We start from the raw sequence: 23,637 nt of genomic DNA, 5'->3' as shown, positions 1-23,637 counted from the left end.
GCGTAGGCTCCCGGGAGTGACCACTACGACGTCGTCCCACAACACCGCAACACTGCCCGCGCTCGCGGAGCTCCAGCAGGCCTACGCCGACCTCCAGGCCAAGGGCCTGAAGCTGGACCTCACGCGCGGCAAGCCGTCGGCCGAGCAGCTCGATCTCGCCGAGCCCATGCTGGCCCTGCCGGGCGTCGGCGTGCACGCCGACGAGTCCGGCACGGACACGCGCAACTACGGCGGGCTGGACGGCGGCATCACGATCCGCCGCATCTTCGCCGAGCTCCTCGACGTGCCCGTGGAGCAGCTCCTCGCGGGCGGGAACGCCTCGCTCACGACCATGCACGACGTCGTCGCGTTCGCGGAGCTGTTCGGCTTCCCCGACTCGCCGAAGCCGTGGTCGCGCGAGGAGAAGGTGCGCTGGATCTGCCCGGTGCCGGGCTACGACCGGCACTTCTCGATCTGCGAGGCCTTCGGCATCGAGATGATCCCCGTCCCGATGACGGCCGACGGCCCGGACGCCGAGGCCGTGGCCGCGCTCGTCGCCGCGGACCCCACCATCAAGGGCATGTGGGTGGTCCCCACCTACTCCAACCCGGACGGCGCGGTCATCAGCGCCGAGGTCGCCCGCGCGCTGGTCTCGACGCCCGCTGCCGCACCGGACTTCCGGATCCTGTGGGACAACGCCTACGCCGTGCACCACCTCACGGACGACGAGGTGACCAGCCCGAACGCCATCGCCCTGGCCGCCGAGGCCGGGCACCCGGACCGGGTGCTACTGTTCGCCTCCACGTCCAAGATCACGTTCGCGGGCGCGGGCGTCGCGTTCCTGGGCAGCTCGCCGGCCAACATCGCCTGGTTCAAGAAGCACCTGGCGGTCGCCTCGATCGGCCCCGACAAGATCAACCACCTGCGGCACGCGATGTTCTTCGGCTCGGCAGACGGCGTGCGCGAGCACATGCGCAAGCACCGCGCGATCCTGGCGCCCAAGTTCGAGGCCGTGGTCGACATCCTGACCGAGCGCCTGGGCGGCTACGGCATCGCGTCCTGGACCGAGCCCAAGGGCGGCTACTTCGTGTCGCTCGACGTCGCGCCAGGCACGGCGACCCGGGTGGTCCAGCTCGCCAAGGAGGCCGGGATCGCCCTGACGCCGGCCGGCGCCACCCACCCGTACGGCAAGGACCCGCAGGACAAGAACGTGCGCCTCGCGCCGTCGATGCCCCCGCTGGACGAGGTCCGGACGGCGATGGACGGCGTCGCGACCTGCGTGCTCCTCGCGGCCGCCGAGGCCGCGCAGGCCTGACCGGCCGAAGGCCGACGTGTCAGACCCTCAGGTCACCCGGGTGACCTGAGGGTCTGACACGTCCCGGGACCGCGCGGTCACTCCGGGCAGTGCTTGTTCACCACGAGCACCGGGCACGCCGCGTGGTGCAGCACGGCCTGGCTGGTCGAACCCAGCAGCAGCCCGCGGAAGCCGCCGCGCCCGCGCGAGCCCACGACCACGAGGTCCGACGCCGTCGAGAACTCCGTCAGCAGCTCGGCCCCCGTGCCGTCGAGCACGATCCGCCGGATCCGCAGCCCCGGGTTCAGGGCCTCGTACCGGTCGATCAGCACGTCCATGCCGGCCCCGATGTCGGCCAGCACCTGCTCCCGGTCGATCGAGGACGGCAGCCACGCCAGCATCCCGGCATTGCCCACGGGCACACCCGTGACGGCGGTGAGCTCCGCACCCCAGGCGTTGGCCTGCACGATCGCGTGCTGCAGCGCGCGTTCGGCCTGCGGCGACCCGTCGACGCCGACGACGATGCGGCGCACCTCGCGGATCTCCGCGACCCCGCCCGCCTCGACGTCCGCGGCGGTCGGCGTCCCGGCGGGCTCGTCCGCCCCGAGGTCCGGCGGCGTCCAGGAGACGCCGCGGTTGGTCTCGGCACGCAGCGGCACCACGACCACGGGGCACTTCGCGTGCGCGGGGAGCGCGGACGACACCGTGCCCAGCAGCCGCTCCGTGAACCCGCCCCGGCCCCGGGTCCCGACCACGGCGAGCCCGTAGTCGGCGGACAGCTCCACGAGCACACCCGCGGCGTCACCGGTCGCGACCTCCGTCGTGGCGCGCACCCCGGCGTCGGCCACGCGGTTCTCCGCCTCGACCAGGACCGCCTTGGCGCCCTCCTGGATCGTGGTGTCGTCCAGGGCGGCGTACCCGCCGTCGAGCGACGCCGCGGTGAACGACGGGAGTGAATAGCTGCACACGATGTGCAGCGCCCAGCCCACGCGGTGCGCGTAGGCGGTAGCCCAGTCCAGCGCGTGCAGACTCGCGGCCGATCCGTCCACCCCGACCAGTACGACCTCGGATCGAGTCATCGCCAGTCCTTTCCTCAGCAGTGCATCTTTGCCCTCCAACGCTACCGGCGGGGCGCGGGTCGTGGGTATCCGGAGGCAAAAAGACGGCAGAAAGATGGCAAAGCAGAGCGCCCGCCCGGATCTCCCCGGACAGGCGCTCTGCTGCGGTACTGCGTGGCTGCGGTCAGCCCAGGCGGATGAACGTGGGGTTCGACTGCCAGATGGTGCGGAAGTCGACCACGGTGCCCGGCTTGGACGCGTCGATCATGGTGTTGCCACCGGCGTAGATCGAGACGTGACCCGGGGTCCACATCAGGTCGCCCGGCTGGGCCTGCGACGCCGGCACCTGGGTGCCGTAGCCGGCCTGCGCCGACGAGGAGTGCGGCAGCGAGATGCCGAGCTGCGCGAAGACGTACGAGGTAAAGCCCGAGCAGTCGAAACCACTCGGGCTGGAACCGCCGGAGACGTACGGGACGCCGATGTACCGGCTGGCGATGGAGATCACGGAGTTGCCGATCGCCGACGCCGGGACGTCGACGGACGAGGAGGCGGTCGACACGGCGCTGGCCGCGGCCTCTGCTGCCTCGGCGGCGGCCGCCTCAGCGGCCTCCTCGGCTTCCTGGGCGGCCAGCTCGGCCTGGTAGTCCTCGTTGTCGGCGGCCGAGACCACCGAGACGGCGGACTTCTCGACGCTCAGCTCGGCGTCGGGCGCGACGGTCACGACAGGGGCGTTCGACAGGGACTCGCGGGCCTGGGACGTCAGCGCGTTGAGGTCCACCGAGTTCATCTTGGCGTGGCCGGTCTCCATCGGAGCGGCCTGCGCTGCCATCGCGCCACCGAACGTGGAGACCAGGAGCGCGCCACCTGCGGCGGCAACCGCGGTACGACGTCCGACGGCGGCGTTCTGAGCAAGCTCGGTGAGCGGAGTCACGGGGCGTCGCGCAGCACGATGGCGTGCGCGGGTGGTACGTGCGGTCACGTAGTACCTCTCCTTGTACGCCTTCGAGGTCAGCTGTCGGGTTCGGGTGGGAGAAATCACCCGGCCGTGCACTCCCGAAGGATTACCCGGCTTCACCCCGAGGACGCACCCTGGCGCCCAATGGTGGGTCCCCCGCCTCTGTCATGCGGTCGTCTTGGGGCCCCGGCCGGTGACAGAGTTCGGCGTCCGTCCGGAGACTCCCTCGGAATAAACTCCGCGGGAGCGGTCCGAACGTACCCGACCTCACCCCCGATGTCACGTTCCGGCAACGAATGTCATGGCGTGTCGGGTACGTGGCCCCACCTTTCCGACAAAGCGGATGGTTTGGGACACGCTGGGGGGGGATCAGGCGGTCGCGACGAAGAGGTGCCGCGCCAGGTCCTCACCGAGCTCCAGCGCCGTCCCGGCGCCGTCGACCGTCACCGTGTAGGTGCCGTCGCTGAGCTCGGCCGTGATCCGCGAGCCGGGCACGAGGCCGGCGTCGGACAGGCGGGCCAGCAGCTCGACGTCCGTCTGCAGCGGCTCCGCGATCCGGGTGAGGGACGCCGCGAGCGGCTCGCCCTTCACACCCTTCTTCGCCGCCGCCTCGAACGCCGAGGGCAGCGAGATCACACCGCTGAGGAAGGGCACGTCCGTGTAGGCCTCGCCGAGCTCGGACAGGCCGGGGATCGGGTTGCCGTAGGGGTCGTGGTGCGGGTGGTCGAGCAGGCCGACGAGGCGCTTCTCCACGAGGTCGCTCATCACGTGCTCCCAGCGGCAGGCCTCGACGTGCACGTGCTCCCAGTCGAGCTTGATCACGTCGGTCAGCAGGCGCTCCGCGAGGCGGTGCTTGCGCATCACGCGCATCGCCTTGTCGTGCCCGAGCTCGGTGAGCTCGAGGTGGCGGTCCCCGGTCACGATCACGAGCCCGTCGCGCTCCATGCGCGCGACCGTCTGCGACACCGTCGGCCCGGAGTGCCCCAGGCGCTCCGCGATGCGCGCGCGCAGGGGGGTGATGCCCTCCTCGTCGAGCTCGTAGATCGTCTTGAGGTACATCTCGGTGGTGTCGATCAGATCCGTCACGTCAGCTCCCGTCATGCGCGCAGCCGTCCAGTCGCCCTGGGCTCGGCGCCCCGGGCGTCGGCCCAGGTTCTAGTCTAGTTCTGTGCCACTGACAATCCCGACACACCTGTTGCCCACCGACGGCCGTTTCGGCTCAGGCCCCTCCAAGGTGCGCCCGGGACAGGTCGATCATCTCGTGGCGAACGCCCACGTGCTCGGTACCTCGCACCGCCAGGCGCCCGTCAAGGACGTGGTCCGCCGCATTCGCGAGGGTGTCACGGAGCTGCTCGGCGCGCCCGACGGATACGAGGTGGTCCTCGGCAACGGCGGCGCCACGGCCTTCTGGGACATCGCCACGCTGTGCCTCGTGGAGCGCAAGGCGCAGCACGCGTCCTTCGGCGAGTTCGGCGCCAAGTTCGCCACCGCCACGACACGGGCGCCCTTCCTCGAGCCGTCCCAGGTGATCGAGGCGGAGCCGGGCACGGTCGCCTACCTCGAGGCCGCCGCCGACGTCGACACCTACGCCACCCCGCACAACGAGACCTCCACGGGGGCGATGGCCCCGGTGCTCCGCCCGTCCGGGCCGGCCGGCGCCGTCGTGCTCACCGACGGGACGTCCGGGGCCGGCGCGCTGCCGGTCGACCTGCGCCAGACCGACGCCTACTACTTCGCCCCCCAGAAGGTGTTCGCGGCCGACGGCGGCCTGTGGCTGGCGGTCCTCTCCCCCGCGGCCGTCGAGCGCGCGGCGCGGATCGAGGCCTCGGGCCGCTGGGTGCCGGAGTTCCTGTCGCTGACCACCGCGATCCAGAACTCGCGCCTGGACCAGACCCTGAACACGCCGGCCGTCGCGACGCTGCTGCTCCTCGCCGACCAGGTGGAGTGGCTCCTGGAGCAGGGCGGCCTGAAGTGGTCGGCGGAGCGGTGCGCGACGTCGGCCGAGACCCTTTACTCCTGGGCCGAGGCCCGCCCGTGGGCGACGCCGTTCGTGCAGCGCCCGGAGGAGCGGTCCACGGTGGTCGGCACCATCGACCTGGCCAACGAGATCGACGCCGGACGGATACTCTCCGAGCTGGGTGCCAACGGCGTCCAGGACGTGTTCGCCTACCGGAAGCTCGGGCGCAACCAGCTCCGCGTCGGCATGTACCCCGCCGTCGAGCCCGACGACGTCGCCGCGCTCACCGCGTGCATCGACTATCTCGTCGAACGCTTCTGACCAGCCTGATCACGTCCGCAATACCCCTTCGACGGGGAGTTCTGCCTATTGTCCGGTACACAGGGACTCTGTAACGTTTCCGCAACAGAGGGAACCATTCTGAGGGGCTGTTCAACAAGATGCCAGTGATCGACCACTTCACCTTCGGGATCGTGACGCCCATCCTGGCGTACGCGATCTCGTGCACCGGCGCAGCGACGGGCCTTGCGTGCACGTCCAGAGCCCGAGCGGCTTCGGGCGGCGCACGTGCGGCGTGGCTCGTCTTCGGCGCCATCGCCCTCGGCGGTACCGGGATCTGGGTGATGCACTTCGTCGCCATGCTCGGTTTCTCCGCCTCGGGCGTGACCATCCGGTACAACATCCCCGAGACCCTCCTCAGCGCGGCGATCGCGATCGTCGTCGTCGGCGCCGGCCTGTTCATCACCGAGCTGGGCAAGCGCAAGCTGCCGGCGATGCTCGTCGGCGGCGCGCTCGCCGGCTCCGGCGTCGCGGCCATGCACTACATGGGCATGGAAGCCATGGAGATGTCCGCGCAGGTCGTCTACAACCCGGTCTACGTGATCGCGTCGGTCGCCATCGCGATCGTCGCCGCGACCGCGGCGCTGTGGTGCACCGTCCACATCCGCGGCACGCTCGCGACCATCGTCGCCACCCTGGTGATGGGGATCGCGGTGACCGGCATGCACTACACGGGCATGGCCGGCGTCTCCGTGGTCAACCCCGTCGACACCGTGCCCGCCGGCGCGTCCACGATGCAGCTGCTCGTGCCGCTCGTGATGGCGGTCAGCGTGGTCACGTTCCTGCTCATCCTCGGGATCGGCCTCTGGCCCACCGAGGACGAGCTGCGCACGCAGGCCGAGTTCGAGAACCGGCTCAAGGCGCACAGCGAGCAGGGGCAGCGGTTCGAGAGCGTGCAGCAGGAGCTCCAGCCGAGCGTCGCCCAGTTCGCGCAGTCCAACCGCGCGCGCTGACCCTCGGCCCGTCAGGCTTCGGAGCGCCCGCCCCCGCACGGGGTCGGGCGCTTCGTCGTTCCCGGCGGCGGGCAGCGCGGTTTTCCGGCGTCGGACGGCGTGTCTTTCGCCGTCAGGCGGCGCCGTCGGACGCCGGTGGTGTGACCGCACCCACGTACCGTTAGCAAGGCTAATGATCTAGACTGTCGTGGGTGCCGTCGAGCTCCCGCAGGTCCAGCCGCAGCCCGGCGACCGTCGGGGGCGACCTCCGAGTCGCCCTCACCCGAGTATCCCGTCGCCTGCGCGCCGAGCGCGGCGAGGCCGACCTCCCTGAGGGGCAGTTCGGGATCCTGACGGTGCTGCACAAGCACGGCGAGATGTCCCCCGGCTCCCTTGCCGAGCACGAGCGCGTCCGGCCGCCGTCGATGACCCGAGCAGTGAACACCCTGGCTGAGCTCGGCCTCGTCGAGAAGGTGGAGCACGCGACCGACAAGCGACAGGTCGTCGTCCGCCTCACCGCGGCGGGCGAGCGCGAGGTCGCCGAGACCCGACGTCGTCGCGACGCCTGGCTCACCAAACAGCTGTCCACCCTGACCGTAGAGGAGAGAGAGATCCTTGCAGGAGCCAGCGAGCTCCTCATCCGGATCGCCGCTCGATGAGCGCAACCTTCGCCAGCCTTAAATATCGTAACTATCGTCTCTGGTTCGCCAGCGCTCTCGTCGCCAACATCGGCACCTGGATGCAGCGCGTGGCGCAGGACTGGGTCGTCCTGACCCTCCTGACCAACAACTCCGGCGTCGCGGTGGGCATCGTCACCGCGCTGCAGTTCATCCCGCACATCTTCCTGTCCGCGTGGGCCGGCCTGCTGGCCGACCGTGTCGACCGCCGCAAGCTCCTGATGATGACGCAGGGCGGCATGGGCGTACTGGGCCTCGGGCTCGGTGCGCTGGTGCTGTCCGGCGCGGCCGAGCTGTGGCACGTCTACGTGTTCGCCACCCTGCTGGGTGTGGTGAGCGCGATCGACGGACCCGTACGGCAGACCTTCGTCGCTGAGCTCGTGCCCACCAAGCGCCTCGCGAACGCCGTCGGGCTCAACTCGACCAACTTCAACGCGGCGCGCCTCATCGGTCCCGGTCTGGCGGGCCTGCTCATCGCCGCCGTCGGCACGGGCTGGGTGTTCATCATCAACGGCATCGCGTTCGGTGCCGTGATCCTGGCGCTGACCCGGATGCGCGACCTGCGGGTGCAGCCCGCCGCCTCGCGCGCCAAGGGCCAGATCCGCGAGGGGCTCGCCTACATCCGCGGGCGCAGCGACATCGTGGTGATCATGGTCGTGATGGGCGTGGTCTCCACGTTCGGCCTGAACTTCCAGCTCACGTCGGCCATGATGGCGCGCGTCGAGTTCGGGCGGGGCGCCGGCGAGTACGGGATCCTCGGGTCCGTGCTGGCCATCGGCTCGCTCGCGGGCGCGCTCCTGGCGGCCCGGCGGGAGCGGCCGCGCGTGCGGCTCGTGCTGGGCGCGGCCTTCGCGTTCGCGATCGCCATGGGTATCCAGGCCGTCATGCCGACCTACCTCGGCTACCTGATCATGTGCATCCCCGTCGGCTTCGCGTCGCTCACCATGCTGACGTCGGCCAACGCGGCGATCCAGCTCTCGGTGGCGCCCGAGATGCGCGGACGCGTCATGTCGATCTACATGATGGTGCTGCTCGGCACCACACCGCTGGGCTCGCCGGTGGTCGGCTGGATCGGCGAGACGTTCGGCCCGCGGTACGCGGTGCTCATCGGAGCCGTGGCGACGCTGCTGGTCGCGGCCGTCGCGACCGTCTGGGCGTACCGGACGTGGCACGTGCGCGTCCGCGCCCGGCTCTCCCGGACGCACCGCATCCCGCGCCCGTACCTCCAGGTGGACTACCCCGCGCTGACGGCGACGCCGGCCCCGGAAAAGCAGGCCCTGGCGGCGTAGCCGGCGGGGGTGCGGCGGGGCGCCGCAGGCGCGGCGCGGCGCTGGGGCGGCGGCGACGGTGCGACGCGAGTGGAGCGGCGGTGCGGCGCGGGCACCGGCACCCGTCGGCAGCCGCACCGGTGCCGGCACCGGCACCGGCACCCCAAAGTGCGCTTCTACCCCGTCATTGGGCCCGGAATCAGCGTGATTCCGGGCCCAATGACGGGGTAGAAGCGCACTTTCTTGTTGGGGTGGGGGGCAACGGCGGCTGGGACGGCGGCGGGTCGACAGCGTCGTCGGCGGGTCGACAGCGTCGGCGTGCACCACGGCGGATCGGCAGCGTCGGCGCGGACCGCGGCGGGTCGACAACGTCGGCGTGCACCACGGCGGATCGACAACGTCGGCGTGCACCACGGCGGATCGACAACATCTGCGGCGAGGACGATGGCGGATCGGCAGCGTCAGCGCGGACCACGGCGGGTCGACAACATCGGCGGTGCGGACCGCAGCGGATCGGCAGCGTCAGCGACAGCGTCGGTAGCGACAGCAACGGGGTCGGCAAGAGCTGCGGCGGGGACCACAGAGACCGCCGGCATGGAAGGCGCGGCGGTCGAGCGCGACCACAGGCAGCCCTCTTTCGCAGTTGTGCACAGGGTGGGGATGCGCGCCCGGCGCTTCGGTCACCGCGGTGCTGAGGTGGTTCCATGCCGAAGACCTTCGTGATCCCGCGCGCCGCCGAGCCGCTCCTGCGCCGGCAGGCCGGACTCCTGTCGACGGTCCAGTGCGAGGAGCTCGGGATCGGCCGAGAGGTCCGCCGTCGTCTGGTCGGGCAGCTCCGCTGGACCAGCCCCGCGCGCGCCGTGTACGACACCGATCCGGTACCGCTCGGCAGCAGGATCAGGGACGACTGGTTCGACCACGCCGCGAGCTGGCGGACCTGGTTCGCGCTCCTCGTGCACGGGCCGGACGCCGTCGCCACCGGCTGCTGCGCGCTCGTGCTGCACGGCGTCCACGGGCTGCCGCGCGACTTCCCGTTGGAGGTCGCGCGCGAGGACCGGTCGGCCCGCCGCACGCGGCACGGCGTCCCTGTCGTGGACTACGCGGCGTTCCCCACGGTGCGGGTGGGCGACCGCGCGGTCGCCCGGATCGACCACGCCGCGGCGCAGGCGCTCCGGCGGCTGCCCCGTCAGAACGCCCTCGCCGTGCTCGACGACCTCGCTCGACGGCACGGGTTCACCCCGACCCGTCTGGCGGCGCTGCACGACCTGGTCCGGCGTCGGCACGGCAGTGCCCCGCTCCACGAGCTCTTCGGGCTGGTCGACCCACGCTCGGAGTCCTTCGCCGAGTCAGCGGCGCGGCTGTCGTTCCACGACAACGACGTACCGCCGGACGACCTCCAGGTGCGGTTCGTGGCGGAAGGCAAGGTCGTCGCACGCGTCGACTTCGTCTGGCGGCTCCCCGACGGGCGCTGGCTGGTCGTCGAGATCGACGGCGTCGGGCCGCACAGCACCGAGCAGGCCCTGGTGCGGGACGCCCCGCGGCAGAACGAGCTCCTGGCCGCCGGGCGGATCATCATGCTGCGCTTCCGGCCCGCGGAGAACGACCGGCCCGGCGGTATCGGTGCGCAGGTCACGAAGGTGCTCACCCGACACCGCTGGCAACCGGGCCGGTATACACAGCAGGGCGCCCCGGTCACGCTGCCCACCCCGGCTCTCACGCCGACGGGCAACTGAAAAGTGCGCTTCTACCCCGTCATTGGGCCCGGAAACAGCCCGTTTTCGGGCCCCATGACGGGGTAGAAGCGCACATCCGTGTGTGGGGCGGGCGTGGGCCACGACACCGCCACGCCAGCGCGAAGCCCCGGCGTCGGGCTCGCAGCACCCGGCGACCAGCACGCCAGCGCGTCAGCACGCCAGCACGCCAGCATGTCAGCGACCCAACCCGCCCGCTGGCCCCGCCAGGGTCAGATGCCTACCGCGCTGCGGATCGGGCCCATCAGGAAGTAGACGAGGAACAGTGCCGCCGCGATCCACAGCAGCGGGTGGACCTTGCGCACCTTGCCGACCGCGATCTTGAGCAGCACGAACGAGATCACGCCCGCCCCGATGCCCACCGTGATCGAGTAGGCGAACGGCATCAGCACCATGGTGAGGAACGCGGGGATGGCGACCTCGAGGTTCTTCCAGTCGATGCCGGTCACCTGGACGACCATGAGGAAGCCGACGATCACGAGGGCGGGCGTGGCCGCCTCGTGCGGCACCACCTTGACGAGCGGCGCCAGGAACGTCGTCAGCAGGAAGGCCACGCCGGTCGTGATGGCCGCGAGGCCGGTCCGGGCGCCGTCACCCACGCCGGACGCCGACTCGACGTACGCCGTGTTGGACGACACGGAGCCCATGCCGCCGGCGGAGGCGGCGATCGAGTCGACGATCAGGATCTGCTTGGTCCGGGGCGGGTTGCCCTTCTCGTCGAGCAGCCCTGCCTCGCCGCCGATGGCGACCATCGTGCCCATGGTGTCGAAGAAGTCTGCGATGAGCAGGGTGAACACCAGCAGGACCACGGCCAGCAGGCCGATCTTCTCGATCGAGCCGAACAGCGAGAACTGGCCGATCAGCGAGAAGTCCGGCAGCGCCACCACGGAGTCGGGGAGCGCGGGCACGTTGAGCGACCAGCCGCCCGGGTTGTCGGCGGTGCGCTGGCCGATCTGGCCGACTGCCTCGATGACGACCGCGAGCACCGTCGACGCGATGATCGCGATGAGGATGCCGCCCCGCACCTTGCGCACCATCAGGACGGCGGCCAGGAGCACACCGAACGCGAAGACGAACAGCGGCCAGGCGCCGAGCGAGCCGCCCATGCCGAGCTCCGTCGGCGTCGACAGGGAGGCGGGGATGCGCACGAAGCCGGCGTCGTACACGCCGATGAAGGTGATGAAGAGGCCGATGCCCACGCTGATCGCGATCTTGAGCTCGCGGGGCACGGCCTTGAACACGGCCTCGCGGAAGCCGGTGACCACGAGGATCAGGATGACGATGCCTTCCAGCACCACGATGCCCATGGCGTCCGCCCAGGTCATGCCGGGCAGCGCCGCCACGGAGAACGCGACGACGGCGTTCAGGCCGAGCCCCGCCGCGAGCGCCAGCGGGAAGTTCGCGATCGCGCCCATGAGGATCGACATGACGCCGGCGATCAGGGCGGTCGCCGCGGCGATCGCCTCGATGTCGCCCCGGCCGGAGCCGCCGCCGAGGTACTGCCCGGTCCCGTCGGGCACGCTCCCGAGGATGAGCGGGTTGAGCACCACGATGTAGCTCATCGTGAAGAAGGTGACGAGACCGCCGCGGACCTCCGTCCACACCGTCGACCCGCGTTCGCTGATCTTGAAGAACCGGTCGACGGCGCCCCGCGCCTGGGCCTGGTCGTGAGCCATGGGTTCGATGTTCCCCTTCGTTACCTGGTGTTGCCCGGCTACATGCCGCGCACCGCAGTCTGGAGCATCTCTTCCACGGAGCGCACCTTGGTCAGCACGTATTCGGCACTGAGGTGGTGGAAGTCACGGTAGACGGGGTGACTGACATCACCGACGCGACAGGTCTGCGTGTCGCAGGTCTCGGACCAGACGCCGTCCCACACCTGGACGTCGTACCTGTCCCAGACCGCGGCGCTGATGCCGGGCAGGTCGCCGTTGGAGCGTTCGGCGTCCGCGCGCGGCATGCCGCAGTCGCCCAGCGCGGACCACGGCCGGGTGAGGCACTCGAGCGGGTCGACGTCGAGCTGCGGGTTGTCCTTGACGGCGACCACGGCCGGGGACACCGCGGTGAGGTGGGCGAACAGCTCGTCGTTCGCCCGTTCCCAGGTGCTGCGCACCTCGTCCTCGGTCATCAGGGTGCCGTCCTCGTGCTGCATGCGGTCGCCGTAGATCTGCGCCTGGCTGACGACGACGGCGTCGGGCCGCAGGTCGTCGACGACGCGCAGGGACTCGGCCTGGAAGCCGGCGCACGGGCCGCGGTCCGTGGGCTGCTCGACCTTGACCTCGGCGGCGGGGCAGCCGTGCCGCCAGCGGACGGCGAGCCGCAGGCCGGCGTCCGCCGCGGCGACGTCGAAGGCGGGGATCCAGTGCATGGTGTGGGAGTCGCCGAGCAGCAGCACGGTGGTGTCGGCGTCGACGTCGCCGAGCAGGCAGACCTCGGTGCCCGACGTCGTCTCGGTGGTATCGGTGCACCCGTAGGACGCGGGCTCGGCGCGGGTCGCGACCGCGCTGGCGTACGGCTCGCGCTCCAGGACGGCGCTGGTCGCGACCCGCGTACCGACCGTGAGGCCGCCCACCGCGAGGCCGATCACCAGGGTCACCGCGGCGGTGCGGCGCCAGGACCGCATGGCGCTGCTGAACCGGATCGGGTTCTCGACCCAGCGGTAGGTCGCGAACGCCGCGCCGAGGGCGGCGACCGAGGCGAGCACCTTGATCCAGACCGCGTCGTCCTGCACGGCCGCCGTGGTGAGCACGACGAACGGCCAGTGCCAGAGGTACCAGGAGTAGGAGACGTCGCCGAGCCGCTGGAGCACCGGCAGGTCGAGCACGCGGTCCACCCACGTGCCGGGCGCGGAGACGCTGCCCGCGGCGAGCACGAGCAGCGCGCCGCCGACGGGCAGCAGGGCGACCGTGCCGGGGAACGGGTCGGTCTCCCGCACCACCGCGAACGAGAGCGCGAGCAGCGCGAACCCGGCGGTGCCGAGCAGGGCTCGCAGCAGCGCCGGACGCAGCCGGGAGAGCTCGGCGAGCCGGCCCCACGGCAGGGTCGCGACGAGGGCGGCGCCCGCGAACTCCCAGGCACGGGTGGGCAGCACGTAGAAGGCCCACTCGGGGACGGCCGCCGTGAGCCACACCGAGGTGGCCAGCGAGACCACGAACGTCCCCGCGAACAGGAGCTGCAGCATGCGGCGGGCCGGGATCCGGGTGCGCCGGGCCACCGCGACGGCCAGCAGGATGAGCAGCGGCCAGAAGATGTAGAACTGCTCCTCGATGCCGAGCGACCAGGTGTGCAGGTAGGGGCTCGGTGTCACGGAGTCGGAGAAGTAGTCCTGCCCCTGGTACGGGAAGAGCAGGTTGGAGACGAACAGCATGGCCGACGCGCCGTGCCACGCGAGGCGCCCCCAGACCAGGGGCGACAGGATCAGGAGGCACGCGGCCAGCGTGACCGTGACGACCAGCGCGAGGGCCGGGACGAGGCGGCGCATGCGTCGGGTCCAGAACTCGACGAGGTCGACGGACCCGCTGCGGTCCACCTCGCGCAGGAGCAGCGAGCTGATGAGGTAGCCGGAGATCACGTAGAAGACGTCGACGCCGGTGAATCCGCCGGGGATCGCGATCCCCGCGTGATAGACGACGACGGCGAGCACCGCGACCGCGCGCAGCCCGTTGATGTCGGTACGGAAGGCGTGCCCCGTGCCCGGGGCGGCGGGGGCCCGGCCTGCCCCTCCGTGGGGCTCGGAGGGTGGTCCGGAAGGTCGGTCGACGGCAGTCGTCGCCTGGGCCATTTTTCTCCTGCTGTCGTTCCGGGCGGGTGCTCCGCACTCATGCGCGCGTCACACCATAACGGGCGCATCTGGCCAGGTTGCCCCGGTATCGGGGAGGGTCTGAGGAGAGTGTTCGGCTCCCCGGCCCCGGCCCCGGCCCCGGCTCAGTCGAGGAAGAGGTGCGAGCAGACGAGCACCGGCGCCGTGGCGGTGCCGCCGTCGACCACGCACCCCATCGCGCCGCGCCGCAGCTCCGCGTTGACGAGGTTCTCCTGGTGCGACGGGGAGTCCAGCCACGCCTGCACCACGGTCTGCGGCGGGTTGGCGGTCCGGCTGAGGTTCTCGGCCACGAGACCGCCCGGGCAGCTCTGCCGGACGGGCGGCAGCGGGGCGTGGGTGAGCTCCGGCGCGCCGATCAGCGCCGCGGCGCGCTCCACCGCCACGGGCTGCAGGCAGTCGTCGTGCTCCAGCTCGGCCACGCCCACCTGGGCACGGGCGGCGTTCACGCCGTCCTCCAGGGCAGCGGCGTACTGCGCCGGGTCGGTGAGGTCGACGTCGCCGGGCGCGGTCCAGGTCGCCTGCGGCGTCGCCGTCAGCTCCGGGGTGGTGTCCCGACCGGGCAGGCCCGAGCAGGCCGTGAGCAGCGTCCCGGCGGTCACGAGCGTGACGGCGAGGCGGATCGTGTTGCGGAGCACGACGTCGATTCGACACGACGCGCGGGCCGACCACAACCGCGGCCGGCGCCGCAACCCGGGGGCCGCGCGGTCAGGCCAGGAATACGTGCGCGCAGATCATGACGGGTGCGGCGGGGTCGCCGCCGTCGGGCACGCAGGCGACGGCGCCGCGGGTCAGGTCGCCGTTCAGGATGTTGGCGCGGTGCCCCTCCGAGTCCATCCAGCCCTGCGCCGCCTCCGCGGGCGTCCACCCACCCTTGGCGAGGTTCTCCGCGACGGCCGTGGTCGGGCAGACGTCGAAGATCGGCCCGAGCGGCGCGTGCGCCAGCTCCTGGCCGACCAGTGCCTGGGCCCGCTCCAGCGCGACGTCGTACGCGCAGTCGTCATGGACCAGGGCCGGCAGCCCGTTCGCCGTCCGGTGGCCGTTGACGGCCTCCTCCAGGGCCTGGGCGTACTGCACGGCGTCGGTCAGGTCGGGTGCCGCGCCGCCGTCGCCACCCGTTCCGCCGTCGCCGCCCGTTCCGCCGCCGGCGCCCGTACCGCCGGAGCCGGTGCCACCCCCGGCCCCGGCCCCGGTGCCCGTCCCGCCCCCCGCTCCCGGGAGCGGCTCACGATCCTCGCCGCGTGACGCCGAGTCGCTGGGCGCCGGCTGCACGTCCACGGCCGCGGACTCCTGCGCGTGCTCCCCGTAGATGGCCCCCACCGAGGTCGGGTGGGGCGACGGCGCCCGCTCGACCGGCACCGCCACACCGACCACACCGGGGGCGATCCCCGGCGCCGGCATCGGCTCCGCGCCGGGGTCGAGCAGCCCGGCGCACGCCGTCAGGCAGAAGCCCACCGCCACGGCCAGCGCGCCGCGCGCCAGGCGCCGGGTCACCAGCGGCCCGGGCGCCGGGAACCGGGGCGTCACGGCCCCATACGGAGCGCGCCCGGGCGGAGCCACGGACGACGTCGGACGGGGTGCTGGGGACACAAGCCGGGACAATACCGGCAATCACGATGGTATGGAATGCCTGAAAAGTCTTATCGGTACCGACAATGGCCCGGCACGCATCATCACCGCTCGCACAATGTGCCAAACCCGCCCGGATGAATTCCTTGCCGCATATCCTGCGATCGGCCGATTCGGGTCGCACGCGGTACATTCATCGCATATTTTTGCGGGGCACAGCGACCACTTGTCAGTCGAGCAGCCGAGGTTTCCCCACATGTCCGGAACGAGTACGAGTGGCGCGCCCTGGAACGACCATCGCCTCGCCTTCGTGGGCGGGCTCCACCGCAGCGGCACCACCCTCGTCGCCCGCATCATCGGTTCCAGCCGCGACGCCTCCGCACTCACCGGAACGGGCGCCCCCCTGGACGAGGGACAACACATTCAGGACGCCTATGTCGGCGGTCTGGGTAATACGTCCCAATGGTCGTTTCATCCGCAGGCGCACCTGACCGAAGAAGACGCACAACGTGCCCCAGACGCGGCGGTACGCCTCTGGCAGAGCTGGTCACCCTACTGGGACCTGGACCGCGGGGTGCTCGTCGAGCGGTCCACGCCCAACCTCACGAAGATGCGCTACCTCCAGGAGGTCTTCCCGCGGGCGCGGTTCGTGGTCGTCACCCGGCATCCCGTGGTGCAGGCGCTGGCGGTGCGCAAGTGGGCCACCCGGACCCGCGGCCGCTTCACGTACGGGTTCCCGCGGCTCGTCGAGCACTGGGTGCACGCCCACGACGTCTTCGCGCAGGACGCGTTGCACATCGAGAACCTGCTGGTGCTGCGGTACGAGCACCTGATGCGCGAGCCCGCGCGGGAGCTCGACCGGGTCGCGCGGTTCCTGGACCTGGAGCTCCCGGGCGGCGGCGTCCGCACGATCGACGCGGACCGCGGCCACCGCTACGCCGAGCTGTGGGAGACCGGCGGCCGCGGCCACCTGGCGGGGCGGGTCCGCAACCACCTCGCGCACATCGGGTCGCGGCGCGGCACGCCGCGGGGCGACCTGGTGCGCGACGTCACCGACGTCGCGCTGCTCCCCCGCTACCGCAGCGTCGTCAGCGAGCACCTCGGCGAGCGGATCCGCGCCCACGGCTACGACCTGGACGTGCTGGACCGGGCGGCCCCGTGGGCCCCGGCGCAGGTGGGCCCGACGGCGGACGCGCGATGACCGGCGGCCCCCGCGTCGTCTTCGTCACCGGCCCCGAGCGCAGCGGCACGAGCACGCTCGCCGGGGCGCTGCGCCAGTTCGGGCTCACCGTGCCGCGCCCGGAGGTCGAGCCGGACGCCGCCAACCCCCGGCGCCCGTCGGAGTCGCGGTGGGTGGTGGACCTCCACGAGGCCCTGCTCCGGGCGGCCGACGTGCAGGCCACGGACCCGCGCCCCCTCGCCTGGCACCTGGTGGACCGGGCGGGCGCCGAGGCGGACGCGTCCGGCGGAATCGCGGCCTGGCTCGCCGCGCGGACCGCGGAGCACGGCGACCTGGTGATCAAGGACCCGCGGCTGCTGTGGTTCCTCGAGCACTGGCAGCGGGCGGCGGCCGCCGCCGGCGCCACGGCGTCGTGCCTCACCGTGCTGCGCCCGCCCGGGGAGATGGTGGGCAGCATGGTCACCGACCACCGGGACTGGCTGGTGGACCGGCTGGCCGGGTGGGTCAACGTGATGCTCGGCACCGAGCTCGCGACCCGGGTGACCCCGCGGGCCTTCGTACGCTACTGGGACCTGATCCACGACTGGGACGGCCCGGTGTTCGACGCCGCCGCCGCGCTCGACCTGCCGATGATCGACCCGCACGACACGAGCGCCGTCGAGCGGGTGGACGCCTTCATCGACCACACGCTGCACCGGGTCGAGGTCAGGTGGGACGACATGCCGGTCCCCGCCCCCCTGCGCGCCCTGGCGGACGACACCTGGGCCGCCCTCGACTCCCTGCCCGACCACGACGACGCCGTGACCCGGGCGGAGTTCGACCGGCTCCGCGCGCTGTACCCGTACGTGCACCGGAAGGTCACGACGTCGCCCGCACGGCGGATCGCGCGCATCGTGCCGCCCGCGGTGGTCCCGCCGTCGGTCCGGGCGAGCATGGCGGGGATGTTGCGGCGCGCGCCGTACGCGGGCTGAGGTGCGACGGAATTCACCCCGGACGCGACCGCCGTCAGCGGGCCCGGCGAGCCCCGGTCCGTACACTGGCAAGGTGCCAACGATCCGCTCCCTGCTGGCTCATCCCGAGGAGCGTCGGCCCAGCCCGCCGGCCCCGCACGCCGATCTCTTCCGAGTCCTCGGCGCGGGTATCGGCCTGTTCGCGATCGGGCTGGTCGTCTCGCTGATCCTGCTCCTCACCGGTCGCGGCGGCGTGGAGAACGTCGCGATCTGCGGTACGGGCGTGGTGCTCGGCGGGCTCGGCCTGCTCTGGGCGCGCCGCCACCGGTGACGCCGGACCGACCCCTACCGCGGCCCGGCCGCCGGGCCGGCCCTCAGTCCCAGGCCCGTTCCGCGCTCAGCGCCTCCGCGCGGTCCGGGTCCCGCAGGACCACTTCCAGCAGCAGCGGGTCCGCCCCGCCGATCTCGGCCAGGGCCCGCGCGAGGCCCTCGACCGAGACGGCGTGCGCGACGGCGCCGGGCCCCTCGCCCGGCGCGCCGGCGGACACCCACCAGGCGACCGGCCGGCCCTCCACCGTCAGCGTCGTGTGGCGGCGCCAGGTCTCCGGCGCTTCCGGCACGACCGCCCGGACCCGCGGGTCGAGCCCGACCGGCTCCCCGGGTTCGTCAGGGCCGACGTCGGCGCCGGCCTCCAGCGGGAGGTCGAGCAGGTCGGCGAGGGCCTCGGCGACGTCGGCGGGCGCGGGGACCACGGGGCCGAGCTGAGCCCACCGGGGCGAGGCGGCGACGGCGAGGTCGTCCGTGCTCTCCACCGTGATGCCGGCCGGGCCGAACGCGGGCAGGCGGGGCGGCGCGATCCCGGGCCCGTCGGCCCGGGCGAGTGCGGCCAGCCCGGTCCAGACGGCGCGCGCGACGTCGACTGGCAGCCGCCCGGACGGCCCGGCCGACGTGTCGGGCAGCCGCTCCAGGACGCTGGGCCAGTCGCGTCCGGGCAGGTCAGCAAGGTTGTCCAGGCCGCCGAGCGCGGTCAGGAGGTCGGCGTCCAGGCCGACCGTCTCCGGTGGCGCGGGCGGCAGGAGCGGGGTGTCCCCGAGCGCGAACGGCGCGCCGAGCCGGCGGCGCAGGAACCACGCCGTGTACGACGGCGCCTCGCGGTCCGGAGCGTCGGGCGAGCGGACGGGCGTCAGCAACGCGCGCCGCCGCTCCGGGTCGGCGGCGATCCGGGCGAGCCCCGCGGCGAGCGAGCCGGGACCCGGGTCCGGCGCGGCACGGGTGTCCACGGCCTCCCCCAGTGCGTCGAGGTCCGGGACGGCCGCCACGTCGCCGACCCATGCGCCCGCGCCGAGCTCGTCGGCGAGCAGGTCGAGGTACTCGTCCCAGTCGGCGAGCCAGCCGGCGGGGTCGTCGGGACCGTAGTCGGCGTCGTCGTCCCCGTCGGGCGTCACGACGTCGGCCACGCGGTAGATGCCCAGGTCGGCGTGCGCCCCGGCGGCTCCGAGGGTGTCCGCGCCCCAGCGCTCGACGACGTCGGCCCGCACCGGGGCGAGGTCCAGGTGCCTGGCGGCCCAGGTGCCCGGCAGCGCCGTCTCGCGCAGCGGGACGACGGCGCCGTCCGCCACCACGGGGAGCTCGCCCAGCCAGAACGGCAGGTCCTCCTCCGACTCGGCCACGGCGAGCCGCACCAGCTCGAGCACGGCGGACACCGTCGCGGCGGGTGTCGGGTCCTCGGGCGCCCACAGCCGCTCGGGCGCGGCGGCGGACGTGGCCCCGGCCGAGGTGGCGGCGGACAGGGCGGCACCGAGGTGCTCGGCGTCGCCGTCGTCCAGCTCCTCCTCCGCGGCGGCCAGCGCCGCCGACCGGACCCCGGTGTCCGCGAGCAGCCCGCGCGGCGTGGTGGGGACGGCGCCCGCGCGCTCCAGCACCGGATGCGCGGCCTCCGGGTGGACCACCCGGACGCCCAGCGCGCGGGCGATCCCGGCGAGCCGCGGGGTGTCGAGCAGCACGGTCCCCCGCGCGCCGCGGGTCACGCGGCCGTCCGCGAGCGGCAGCGGGGCCCCGGACACGGCCTCGAGGACGGTCGGCTCCCCGGCGTGCGGCGCGAGGGCGTCGAGTGCCGCGCGCACGACGCCAGGGTCCGGCGGCAGGGCCTCGACCAGGTCGACGAGGTCGGCCGGGTCCGCCCCGAGCGAGCGCACGAGGGCCTGGTGACGCACGGGAACCGTGACCAGGGTCCGGTCGGCGGCTCGCGCGAGCGCATGGGCGAGCGGGGCGTCCTCGCCGAGCGGTCCCGCGACGAAGGCGGCGTCCCGGGGCGCGACCAGCGGCGCCTCGGGTGCGCTCGGCGGCAGCAGGGCGGTGGTGCCCAGCGTGTCGCCGGCGGCCGCCCGGATCGCGGCGTCGACGTCGCCCGCCGGGAGCCCGGTCGGCACCAGACCGAGCACGTCGCCCCCGGATACGGCGAGCTCACCCAGGAACGCGGCGTAGGCGCGGCCCGCCTCGGCGGCGACCCGGTCCGACGTCGGCCCGGGGAGCACGCCGCGCCGTCCCGGGTCGACCGGGAACGAGGCGATCAGGAGCGCGGGGAACGTGAGCCGGACGTCGGTGGGGGTCGGGGCGTGCAGCGTCGGCCCGGCCGCGACGCGGCTCCCGGTCGTGCGGCTCCCGGCCGCGGCCCCGCTGCCGGGGTCGAACGGGGTCCCCGAGGCGGGCACCGCCCAGAGCACCGACCAGTCCGTCCGGCGTGCCTCGGACGGCAGCGCGTCGTCCGGCTCCAGCTCGCCGGACGACCGGTGGACGCGCCAGCGCGTCCCGACGTCGCGCAGCACGCGCGGCGTCGCCCGCGGCACGGCGACCCCTGGGTCAGAACCCGGCTGACCTGCGTAGTCGTCCTCGATCACCAGCTCGTCGAGGGCGGGCAGCGCGAGCAGGAGACCGTCGTCCACGGCGGCGAGCTGGGCGCGGACGGCGGCCACCGCGGCGTCGTCCCGCAGCCGCACCTCGACCACGGTGTCCGGCTCCTCCGCCGTGGTCCCGGGCGCCGGGAACGGCAGCCGCAGCACGGGCAGCGCGCTGCCACGCCGCCGGGCCTCGTCCACGAGCCACCCTCCCGCCCCGCCGGAGGGCGCGGGATCGGTCGGTTGCCCTGAGATCGGTCCGTCGTCGGACCGATCTCGGCGCAAGGGACCGATCTCGCTCGCGCCCGACCGCAGCCCCAGCCCGAGCCCGAGCCCCAGCTCCGCCCGCGTCGCCGCGAGCGAGAAACGCACGCCGCCCCCGCGGGAGCGCACCAGGATCTCGTCCGACACCGACCGCACCGCGGCGAACCCGACCCCGAACCGCCCCACGACGCCGTCGGGCCCGGCAGGCCCGCCCGACTTCGCGGAGGCCCGGAGGGAGGCCAGCGACGCGACGCCGTCGGCGTCGAGCGCCGCACCCGTGTTGGCGGCCACCAGCCACCAGCCCGCGGTGGCTCCGTCCGCGTCGTCGCCGCCGTAGCCGCGCGGCTCCAGGGTCAGCATCAGCCGGCCGGGCACCCCGGCGCGCGCGGCGGCGTCGGCCGCGTTCTGCGCGAGCTCCACCACCACCCGGTCGCGGTAGTAGCCGCGCGCGTGGTCCTCCTCGGAGTTCGCGTCCTCGCGAAAGCGCGTCGGCGACGCCAGCCACGCCTCGGTCACCACGCGCCGCAGCGCTCCGGTGCCGAAGGGGTCGTGGGTCACGCGGAGGGTTCGCCCCCGTCGCCCGCCGGCGTGTCACCGGCCGGCGCGACCGGCTCGACCTCGTTCTCGTCGATCAGCGGGGCGGGCGCCGGCCAGTCGGTCGGGTGCGCCTCGACGTCGGTCTCGGAGTGGGCGCCGCAGCCGTGGTCGAGGGAGACCACCTTGCCGTCGTCGGGCGACCACTCGTTGGCACACACGCCGAAGAGCTGGCCCATCGGACCGGAGAGCGGGATGAGGAACGCGCAGGCCATGCACTCGGCGGCCGCCGCGACGGACCCCGCCGACGTCGGCCCGCGCGAGCCGCGGTACCAGCGCTCCGCCGCCTCGTCGCGGCCCTGCGGGGACAGCACGCGGGCACGGGCGAGCGCGAGCTCGTCGATCGCCACCTCGTCGACCTCGGGGTCACCGGTGGCGGTGTACCCGGGCTCCAGCCGCGGGTCGTCGGCGCGGAACGGCAGCACGTCGCCCGGACCGACGTCGCCCGGGCGCAGCCGCTCGGACCACGGGAGCCAGGCCGGGGCGAGGATCGCCTCGTCGCCGGGCAGCAGCTCGACCTCGCTGATCGTGGCGGTCCGGCCGCGCGGCACGCGCGTCACGGTGACCGTCCAGTGCCAGCCGCGGTACCCGCGCATGGTCGCCGCGAAGCGGTGCGAGACCACCCGCTCGTCCTCGAAGAGCGTGCCGAGGTGCTCCCCGACGTCCTCGGGGCGCTCGGCGACCTCCTGTGCGGCGGCGCGCGCGAGATCCGCGGCGCCGTTCAGCACGGCGTCGCGGCTGGAGCGTGCGGCGACCCGCCGGGTAGGCGTTCGGGTAGCGGGCGCGGTGATCGTCACCATGTTCCTCGGGACCTCGTGGGGTTTCAGGCGTCGAAGTCGTCTGCGACCTTGCGCAGCATCTTGGCTAGCGTCTCCGGGTTCTTCGGATAACGCCCCTTGCGCAGGTCATTTGCCACCCGGTCGAGCATCTGCGTCAGGTCGCCGACGATGACAGCCATGTCGTCGGCGGGCTTCCGCTTCGCCTTGGCGACCGACGGCGCGGCGTCCAGCACCTTGACCGCGAGCGCCTGGGGACCGCGGCGGCCGTCGGCCACCCCGAAGTCCACGCGCGCGCCGGGCTTGGGCACGACGCCCTCGGGGAGGGCGGAGGCGTGCAGGAACACCTCGCCGCCGTCCTCGTTGGCGATGAAGCCGAAGCCTTTGTCGGTGTCGAACCACTTGACCTTGCCGGTGGGCACTGCGACCTTCTTCTGTGCTTGTCGGTACTGCTCGCGAAACTGCTCATGACGGCCCGGGGTGCTGCGACTGACGCGCTCTCTCCGGACCCGTTGCACAAGGTTACCGGGCGGATGCCTACCGCGTCGCATGCATTGGCCACTCTTCGCCCGCACGCTGCGCCGGTGCCGGGCGCGGGCCGCCCGGATGCTGGGTTTCAGACGCCGATGCCCAGGTCGGCGGCGAGCCGGAGCGCCACCTCGTCGAGCCAGGTCCCCGGGTCGGCGACCGAGCCGACCTGGTGCCCGAACAGCTCGAACGAGATCAGGCCGAACAGCGTGGTCCAGGCGATGATCGTGCGGCGGACGGCCTCCGGCACGTCGTCGTCCGTCAGGTCGGTGTCCGCCCAGAGGCCCTGGTCCGCGATGAAGGCCAGGCCGGGCCCGACCGTCACCGGGGCGTCCGCCGTCGCGGCGGCCACCGACGCCGGCACCGCCGTCGGGCGCGCGCCCGCCGCGTAGGCGTCCCCGACGATGCGGGCGAGCACGCGGACGACGCGGACGGCGGGCACGACGGTGTCCCGCGGCGCGGCGTAGCCGGGTACGGGCGTGCCGTACAGCAGGCCGAACTCCCCCGGGTGCGCCACGCACCAGGCCCGCACGGCGCGGAACGTGGCGAGCCAGCGGGCGCCGGTGTCGGCGCGGTCGGCGACGGCGGCGTCGGCGGCCTCCGCGGCCTCGCCGAGCTCGTCGTACGACTCGATGAGCAGCGCCGTGAGCAGGGCGTCCCGGCTCGGGAAGTAGCGGTACACGGCCGAGGACACCATCTCGACGTCTCGCGCGACGGCGCGCAGCGAGAGCGCCGCCGCGCCGTCGGTGGACAGCCGCGCGCGGGCGGAGTCGAGGATCTCGCGGGTGATCGCCTCGCGGGCAAGGGCGCGGGCGGTACGGGCGGGACTCATGCCGTTCAGGCTCGCACAACGGA

The 23,637-nt window shown here is 73.2% G+C and carries 20 protein-coding genes and 1 riboswitch; of the genes, 9 read left to right on the top strand and 11 right to left on the bottom strand.

The window, feature by feature from the left end; genetic code table 11:
* Positions 1-16 precede the first annotated feature (16 nt).
* Positions 17-1,294 carry an aminotransferase class I/II-fold pyridoxal phosphate-dependent enzyme gene (locus tag ACH45N_RS22555; RefSeq protein WP_397398078.1) on the top strand — a complete coding sequence of 426 codons (1,278 nt, stop codon included), beginning with the start codon at positions 17-19 and terminating at the stop codon, positions 1,292-1,294.
* A gap of 77 nt (positions 1,295-1,371) precedes the next feature.
* On the opposite strand, the gene ACH45N_RS22550 is transcribed toward ACH45N_RS22555, so the two are convergent.
* The 3 genes from ACH45N_RS22550 to ACH45N_RS22540 form a co-directional block, all read right to left on the bottom strand.
* Positions 1,372-2,352 carry a universal stress protein gene (locus tag ACH45N_RS22550; RefSeq protein ID WP_397398076.1) on the bottom strand — a complete coding sequence of 327 codons (981 nt, stop codon included), beginning with the start codon at positions 2,350-2,352 and terminating at the stop codon, positions 1,372-1,374.
* A 163-nt stretch (positions 2,353-2,515) separates the two neighbouring features.
* Complete coding sequence (locus ACH45N_RS22545) at positions 2,516-3,310, bottom strand: C40 family peptidase (protein ID WP_397398074.1); 795 nt, start codon at positions 3,308-3,310, stop codon at positions 2,516-2,518.
* 2 nt (positions 3,311-3,312) lie between these two features.
* Positions 3,313-3,505: riboswitch (cyclic di-AMP (ydaO/yuaA leader) on the bottom strand.
* A gap of 150 nt (positions 3,506-3,655) precedes the next feature.
* Positions 3,656-4,372: an iron dependent repressor, metal binding and dimerization domain protein gene (locus tag ACH45N_RS22540; RefSeq protein ID WP_397398072.1), complete on the bottom strand. Its 717-nt coding sequence runs from the start codon at positions 4,370-4,372 to the stop codon at positions 3,656-3,658.
* 82 nt (positions 4,373-4,454) lie between these two features.
* Here ACH45N_RS22540 and serC point away from each other — a divergent pair, with 82 nt between their 5' ends.
* From serC to ACH45N_RS22515, 5 genes are all read left to right on the top strand, one after another.
* A complete protein-coding gene (gene serC / locus ACH45N_RS22535) occupies positions 4,455-5,564 on the top strand; it encodes a phosphoserine transaminase (protein WP_397398070.1) in 1,110 nt (369 codons plus the stop codon).
* A 119-nt stretch (positions 5,565-5,683) separates the two neighbouring features.
* Positions 5,684-6,535, top strand: coding sequence for an MHYT domain-containing protein (locus ACH45N_RS22530; RefSeq protein WP_397398068.1), 852 nt, complete (start codon positions 5,684-5,686; stop codon positions 6,533-6,535).
* A gap of 182 nt (positions 6,536-6,717) precedes the next feature.
* Positions 6,718-7,173 carry a MarR family winged helix-turn-helix transcriptional regulator gene (locus ACH45N_RS22525; protein WP_397398626.1) on the top strand — a complete coding sequence of 152 codons (456 nt, stop codon included), beginning with the start codon at positions 6,718-6,720 and terminating at the stop codon, positions 7,171-7,173.
* Positions 7,170-8,480 carry an MFS transporter gene (locus tag ACH45N_RS22520; RefSeq protein WP_397398066.1) on the top strand — a complete coding sequence of 437 codons (1,311 nt, stop codon included), beginning with the start codon at positions 7,170-7,172 and terminating at the stop codon, positions 8,478-8,480. Before ACH45N_RS22525 ends, ACH45N_RS22520 begins: the two co-directional genes overlap by 4 nt.
* Before the next feature lie 683 nt (positions 8,481-9,163).
* Positions 9,164-10,192, top strand: a complete 1,029-nt coding sequence (locus ACH45N_RS22515) for a hypothetical protein (RefSeq protein ID WP_397398064.1) — start codon at positions 9,164-9,166, stop codon at positions 10,190-10,192.
* Between the two features lie 230 nt (positions 10,193-10,422).
* Here the strand turns inward: ACH45N_RS22515 and ACH45N_RS22510 are convergent, their stop codons facing one another.
* The 4 genes from ACH45N_RS22510 to ACH45N_RS22495 all read right to left on the bottom strand — a co-directional run bounded on the left by ACH45N_RS22510 (position 10,423) and on the right by ACH45N_RS22495 (position 15,554).
* A complete protein-coding gene (locus tag ACH45N_RS22510) occupies positions 10,423-11,886 on the bottom strand; it encodes an NCS2 family permease (RefSeq protein ID WP_397398062.1) in 1,464 nt (487 codons plus the stop codon).
* A gap of 38 nt (positions 11,887-11,924) precedes the next feature.
* A complete protein-coding gene (locus ACH45N_RS22505) occupies positions 11,925-13,991 on the bottom strand; it encodes an acyltransferase family protein (protein ID WP_397398060.1) in 2,067 nt (688 codons plus the stop codon).
* A 143-nt stretch (positions 13,992-14,134) separates the two neighbouring features.
* Positions 14,135-14,665, bottom strand: a complete 531-nt coding sequence (locus ACH45N_RS22500; protein WP_397398058.1) for a CAP domain-containing protein — start codon at positions 14,663-14,665, stop codon at positions 14,135-14,137.
* Positions 14,666-14,735: 70 nt separating this feature from the next.
* Positions 14,736-15,554: a CAP domain-containing protein gene (locus ACH45N_RS22495; protein WP_397398056.1), complete on the bottom strand. Its 819-nt coding sequence runs from the start codon at positions 15,552-15,554 to the stop codon at positions 14,736-14,738.
* Positions 15,555-15,852: 298 nt separating this feature from the next.
* Between ACH45N_RS22495 and ACH45N_RS22490 the strand changes: the two genes are divergently transcribed.
* From ACH45N_RS22490 to ACH45N_RS22480, 3 genes are all read left to right on the top strand, one after another.
* Positions 15,853-16,797, top strand: coding sequence for a sulfotransferase family protein (locus tag ACH45N_RS22490; RefSeq protein WP_397398054.1), 945 nt, complete (start codon positions 15,853-15,855; stop codon positions 16,795-16,797).
* Positions 16,794-17,747, top strand: coding sequence for a hypothetical protein (locus ACH45N_RS22485; protein ID WP_397398052.1), 954 nt, complete (start codon positions 16,794-16,796; stop codon positions 17,745-17,747). Before ACH45N_RS22490 ends, ACH45N_RS22485 begins: the two co-directional genes overlap by 4 nt.
* 73 nt (positions 17,748-17,820) lie before the next feature.
* Positions 17,821-18,057 carry a DUF2530 domain-containing protein gene (locus tag ACH45N_RS22480; RefSeq protein ID WP_397398050.1) on the top strand — a complete coding sequence of 79 codons (237 nt, stop codon included), beginning with the start codon at positions 17,821-17,823 and terminating at the stop codon, positions 18,055-18,057.
* A 43-nt stretch (positions 18,058-18,100) separates the two neighbouring features.
* On the opposite strand, the gene ACH45N_RS22475 is transcribed toward ACH45N_RS22480, so the two are convergent.
* From ACH45N_RS22475 to ACH45N_RS22460, 4 genes are all read right to left on the bottom strand, one after another.
* A complete protein-coding gene (locus ACH45N_RS22475; RefSeq protein WP_397398048.1) occupies positions 18,101-21,442 on the bottom strand; it encodes a sacsin N-terminal ATP-binding-like domain-containing protein in 3,342 nt (1,113 codons plus the stop codon).
* Positions 21,439-22,278: a DUF3027 domain-containing protein gene (locus tag ACH45N_RS22470; RefSeq protein ID WP_397398046.1), complete on the bottom strand. Its 840-nt coding sequence runs from the start codon at positions 22,276-22,278 to the stop codon at positions 21,439-21,441. Before ACH45N_RS22470 ends, ACH45N_RS22475 begins: the two co-directional genes overlap by 4 nt.
* A gap of 23 nt (positions 22,279-22,301) precedes the next feature.
* Positions 22,302-22,676 carry a cold-shock protein gene (locus ACH45N_RS22465; RefSeq protein WP_285105431.1) on the bottom strand — a complete coding sequence of 125 codons (375 nt, stop codon included), beginning with the start codon at positions 22,674-22,676 and terminating at the stop codon, positions 22,302-22,304.
* Between the two features lie 194 nt (positions 22,677-22,870).
* Positions 22,871-23,614: a TetR/AcrR family transcriptional regulator gene (locus ACH45N_RS22460; protein WP_397398043.1), complete on the bottom strand. Its 744-nt coding sequence runs from the start codon at positions 23,612-23,614 to the stop codon at positions 22,871-22,873.
* Between the last annotated feature and the right edge of the window lie 23 nt (positions 23,615-23,637).

This window comes from Promicromonospora sp. NPDC019610, assembly GCF_044389365.1.
In the GTDB taxonomy this organism is placed as follows: domain Bacteria; phylum Actinomycetota; class Actinomycetes; order Actinomycetales; family Cellulomonadaceae; genus Promicromonospora.
The sequence above is the reverse complement of the archived record's forward strand: the minus strand, read 5'-3'. Positions and strand labels throughout refer to the sequence as shown.

Coding starts and splice junctions, on each gene's coding strand:
- ACH45N_RS22490 (WP_397398054.1), top strand. CDS start 15,853: ATGTCCGGAACGAGTACGAGTGGCGCGCCCTGGAACGACCATCGCCTC.
- ACH45N_RS22550 (WP_397398076.1), bottom strand. CDS start 2,352: ATGACTCGATCCGAGGTCGTACTGGTCGGGGTGGACGGATCGGCCGCG.
- ACH45N_RS22485 (WP_397398052.1), top strand. CDS start 16,794: ATGACCGGCGGCCCCCGCGTCGTCTTCGTCACCGGCCCCGAGCGCAGC.
- ACH45N_RS22505 (WP_397398060.1), bottom strand. CDS start 13,991: ATGGCCCAGGCGACGACTGCCGTCGACCGACCTTCCGGACCACCCTCC.
- ACH45N_RS22470 (WP_397398046.1), bottom strand. CDS start 22,278: ATGGTGACGATCACCGCGCCCGCTACCCGAACGCCTACCCGGCGGGTC.
- ACH45N_RS22520 (WP_397398066.1), top strand. CDS start 7,170: ATGAGCGCAACCTTCGCCAGCCTTAAATATCGTAACTATCGTCTCTGG.
- ACH45N_RS22530 (WP_397398068.1), top strand. CDS start 5,684: ATGCCAGTGATCGACCACTTCACCTTCGGGATCGTGACGCCCATCCTG.
- ACH45N_RS22510 (WP_397398062.1), bottom strand. CDS start 11,886: ATGGCTCACGACCAGGCCCAGGCGCGGGGCGCCGTCGACCGGTTCTTC.
- ACH45N_RS22460 (WP_397398043.1), bottom strand. CDS start 23,614: ATGAGTCCCGCCCGTACCGCCCGCGCCCTTGCCCGCGAGGCGATCACC.
- ACH45N_RS22515 (WP_397398064.1), top strand. CDS start 9,164: ATGCCGAAGACCTTCGTGATCCCGCGCGCCGCCGAGCCGCTCCTGCGC.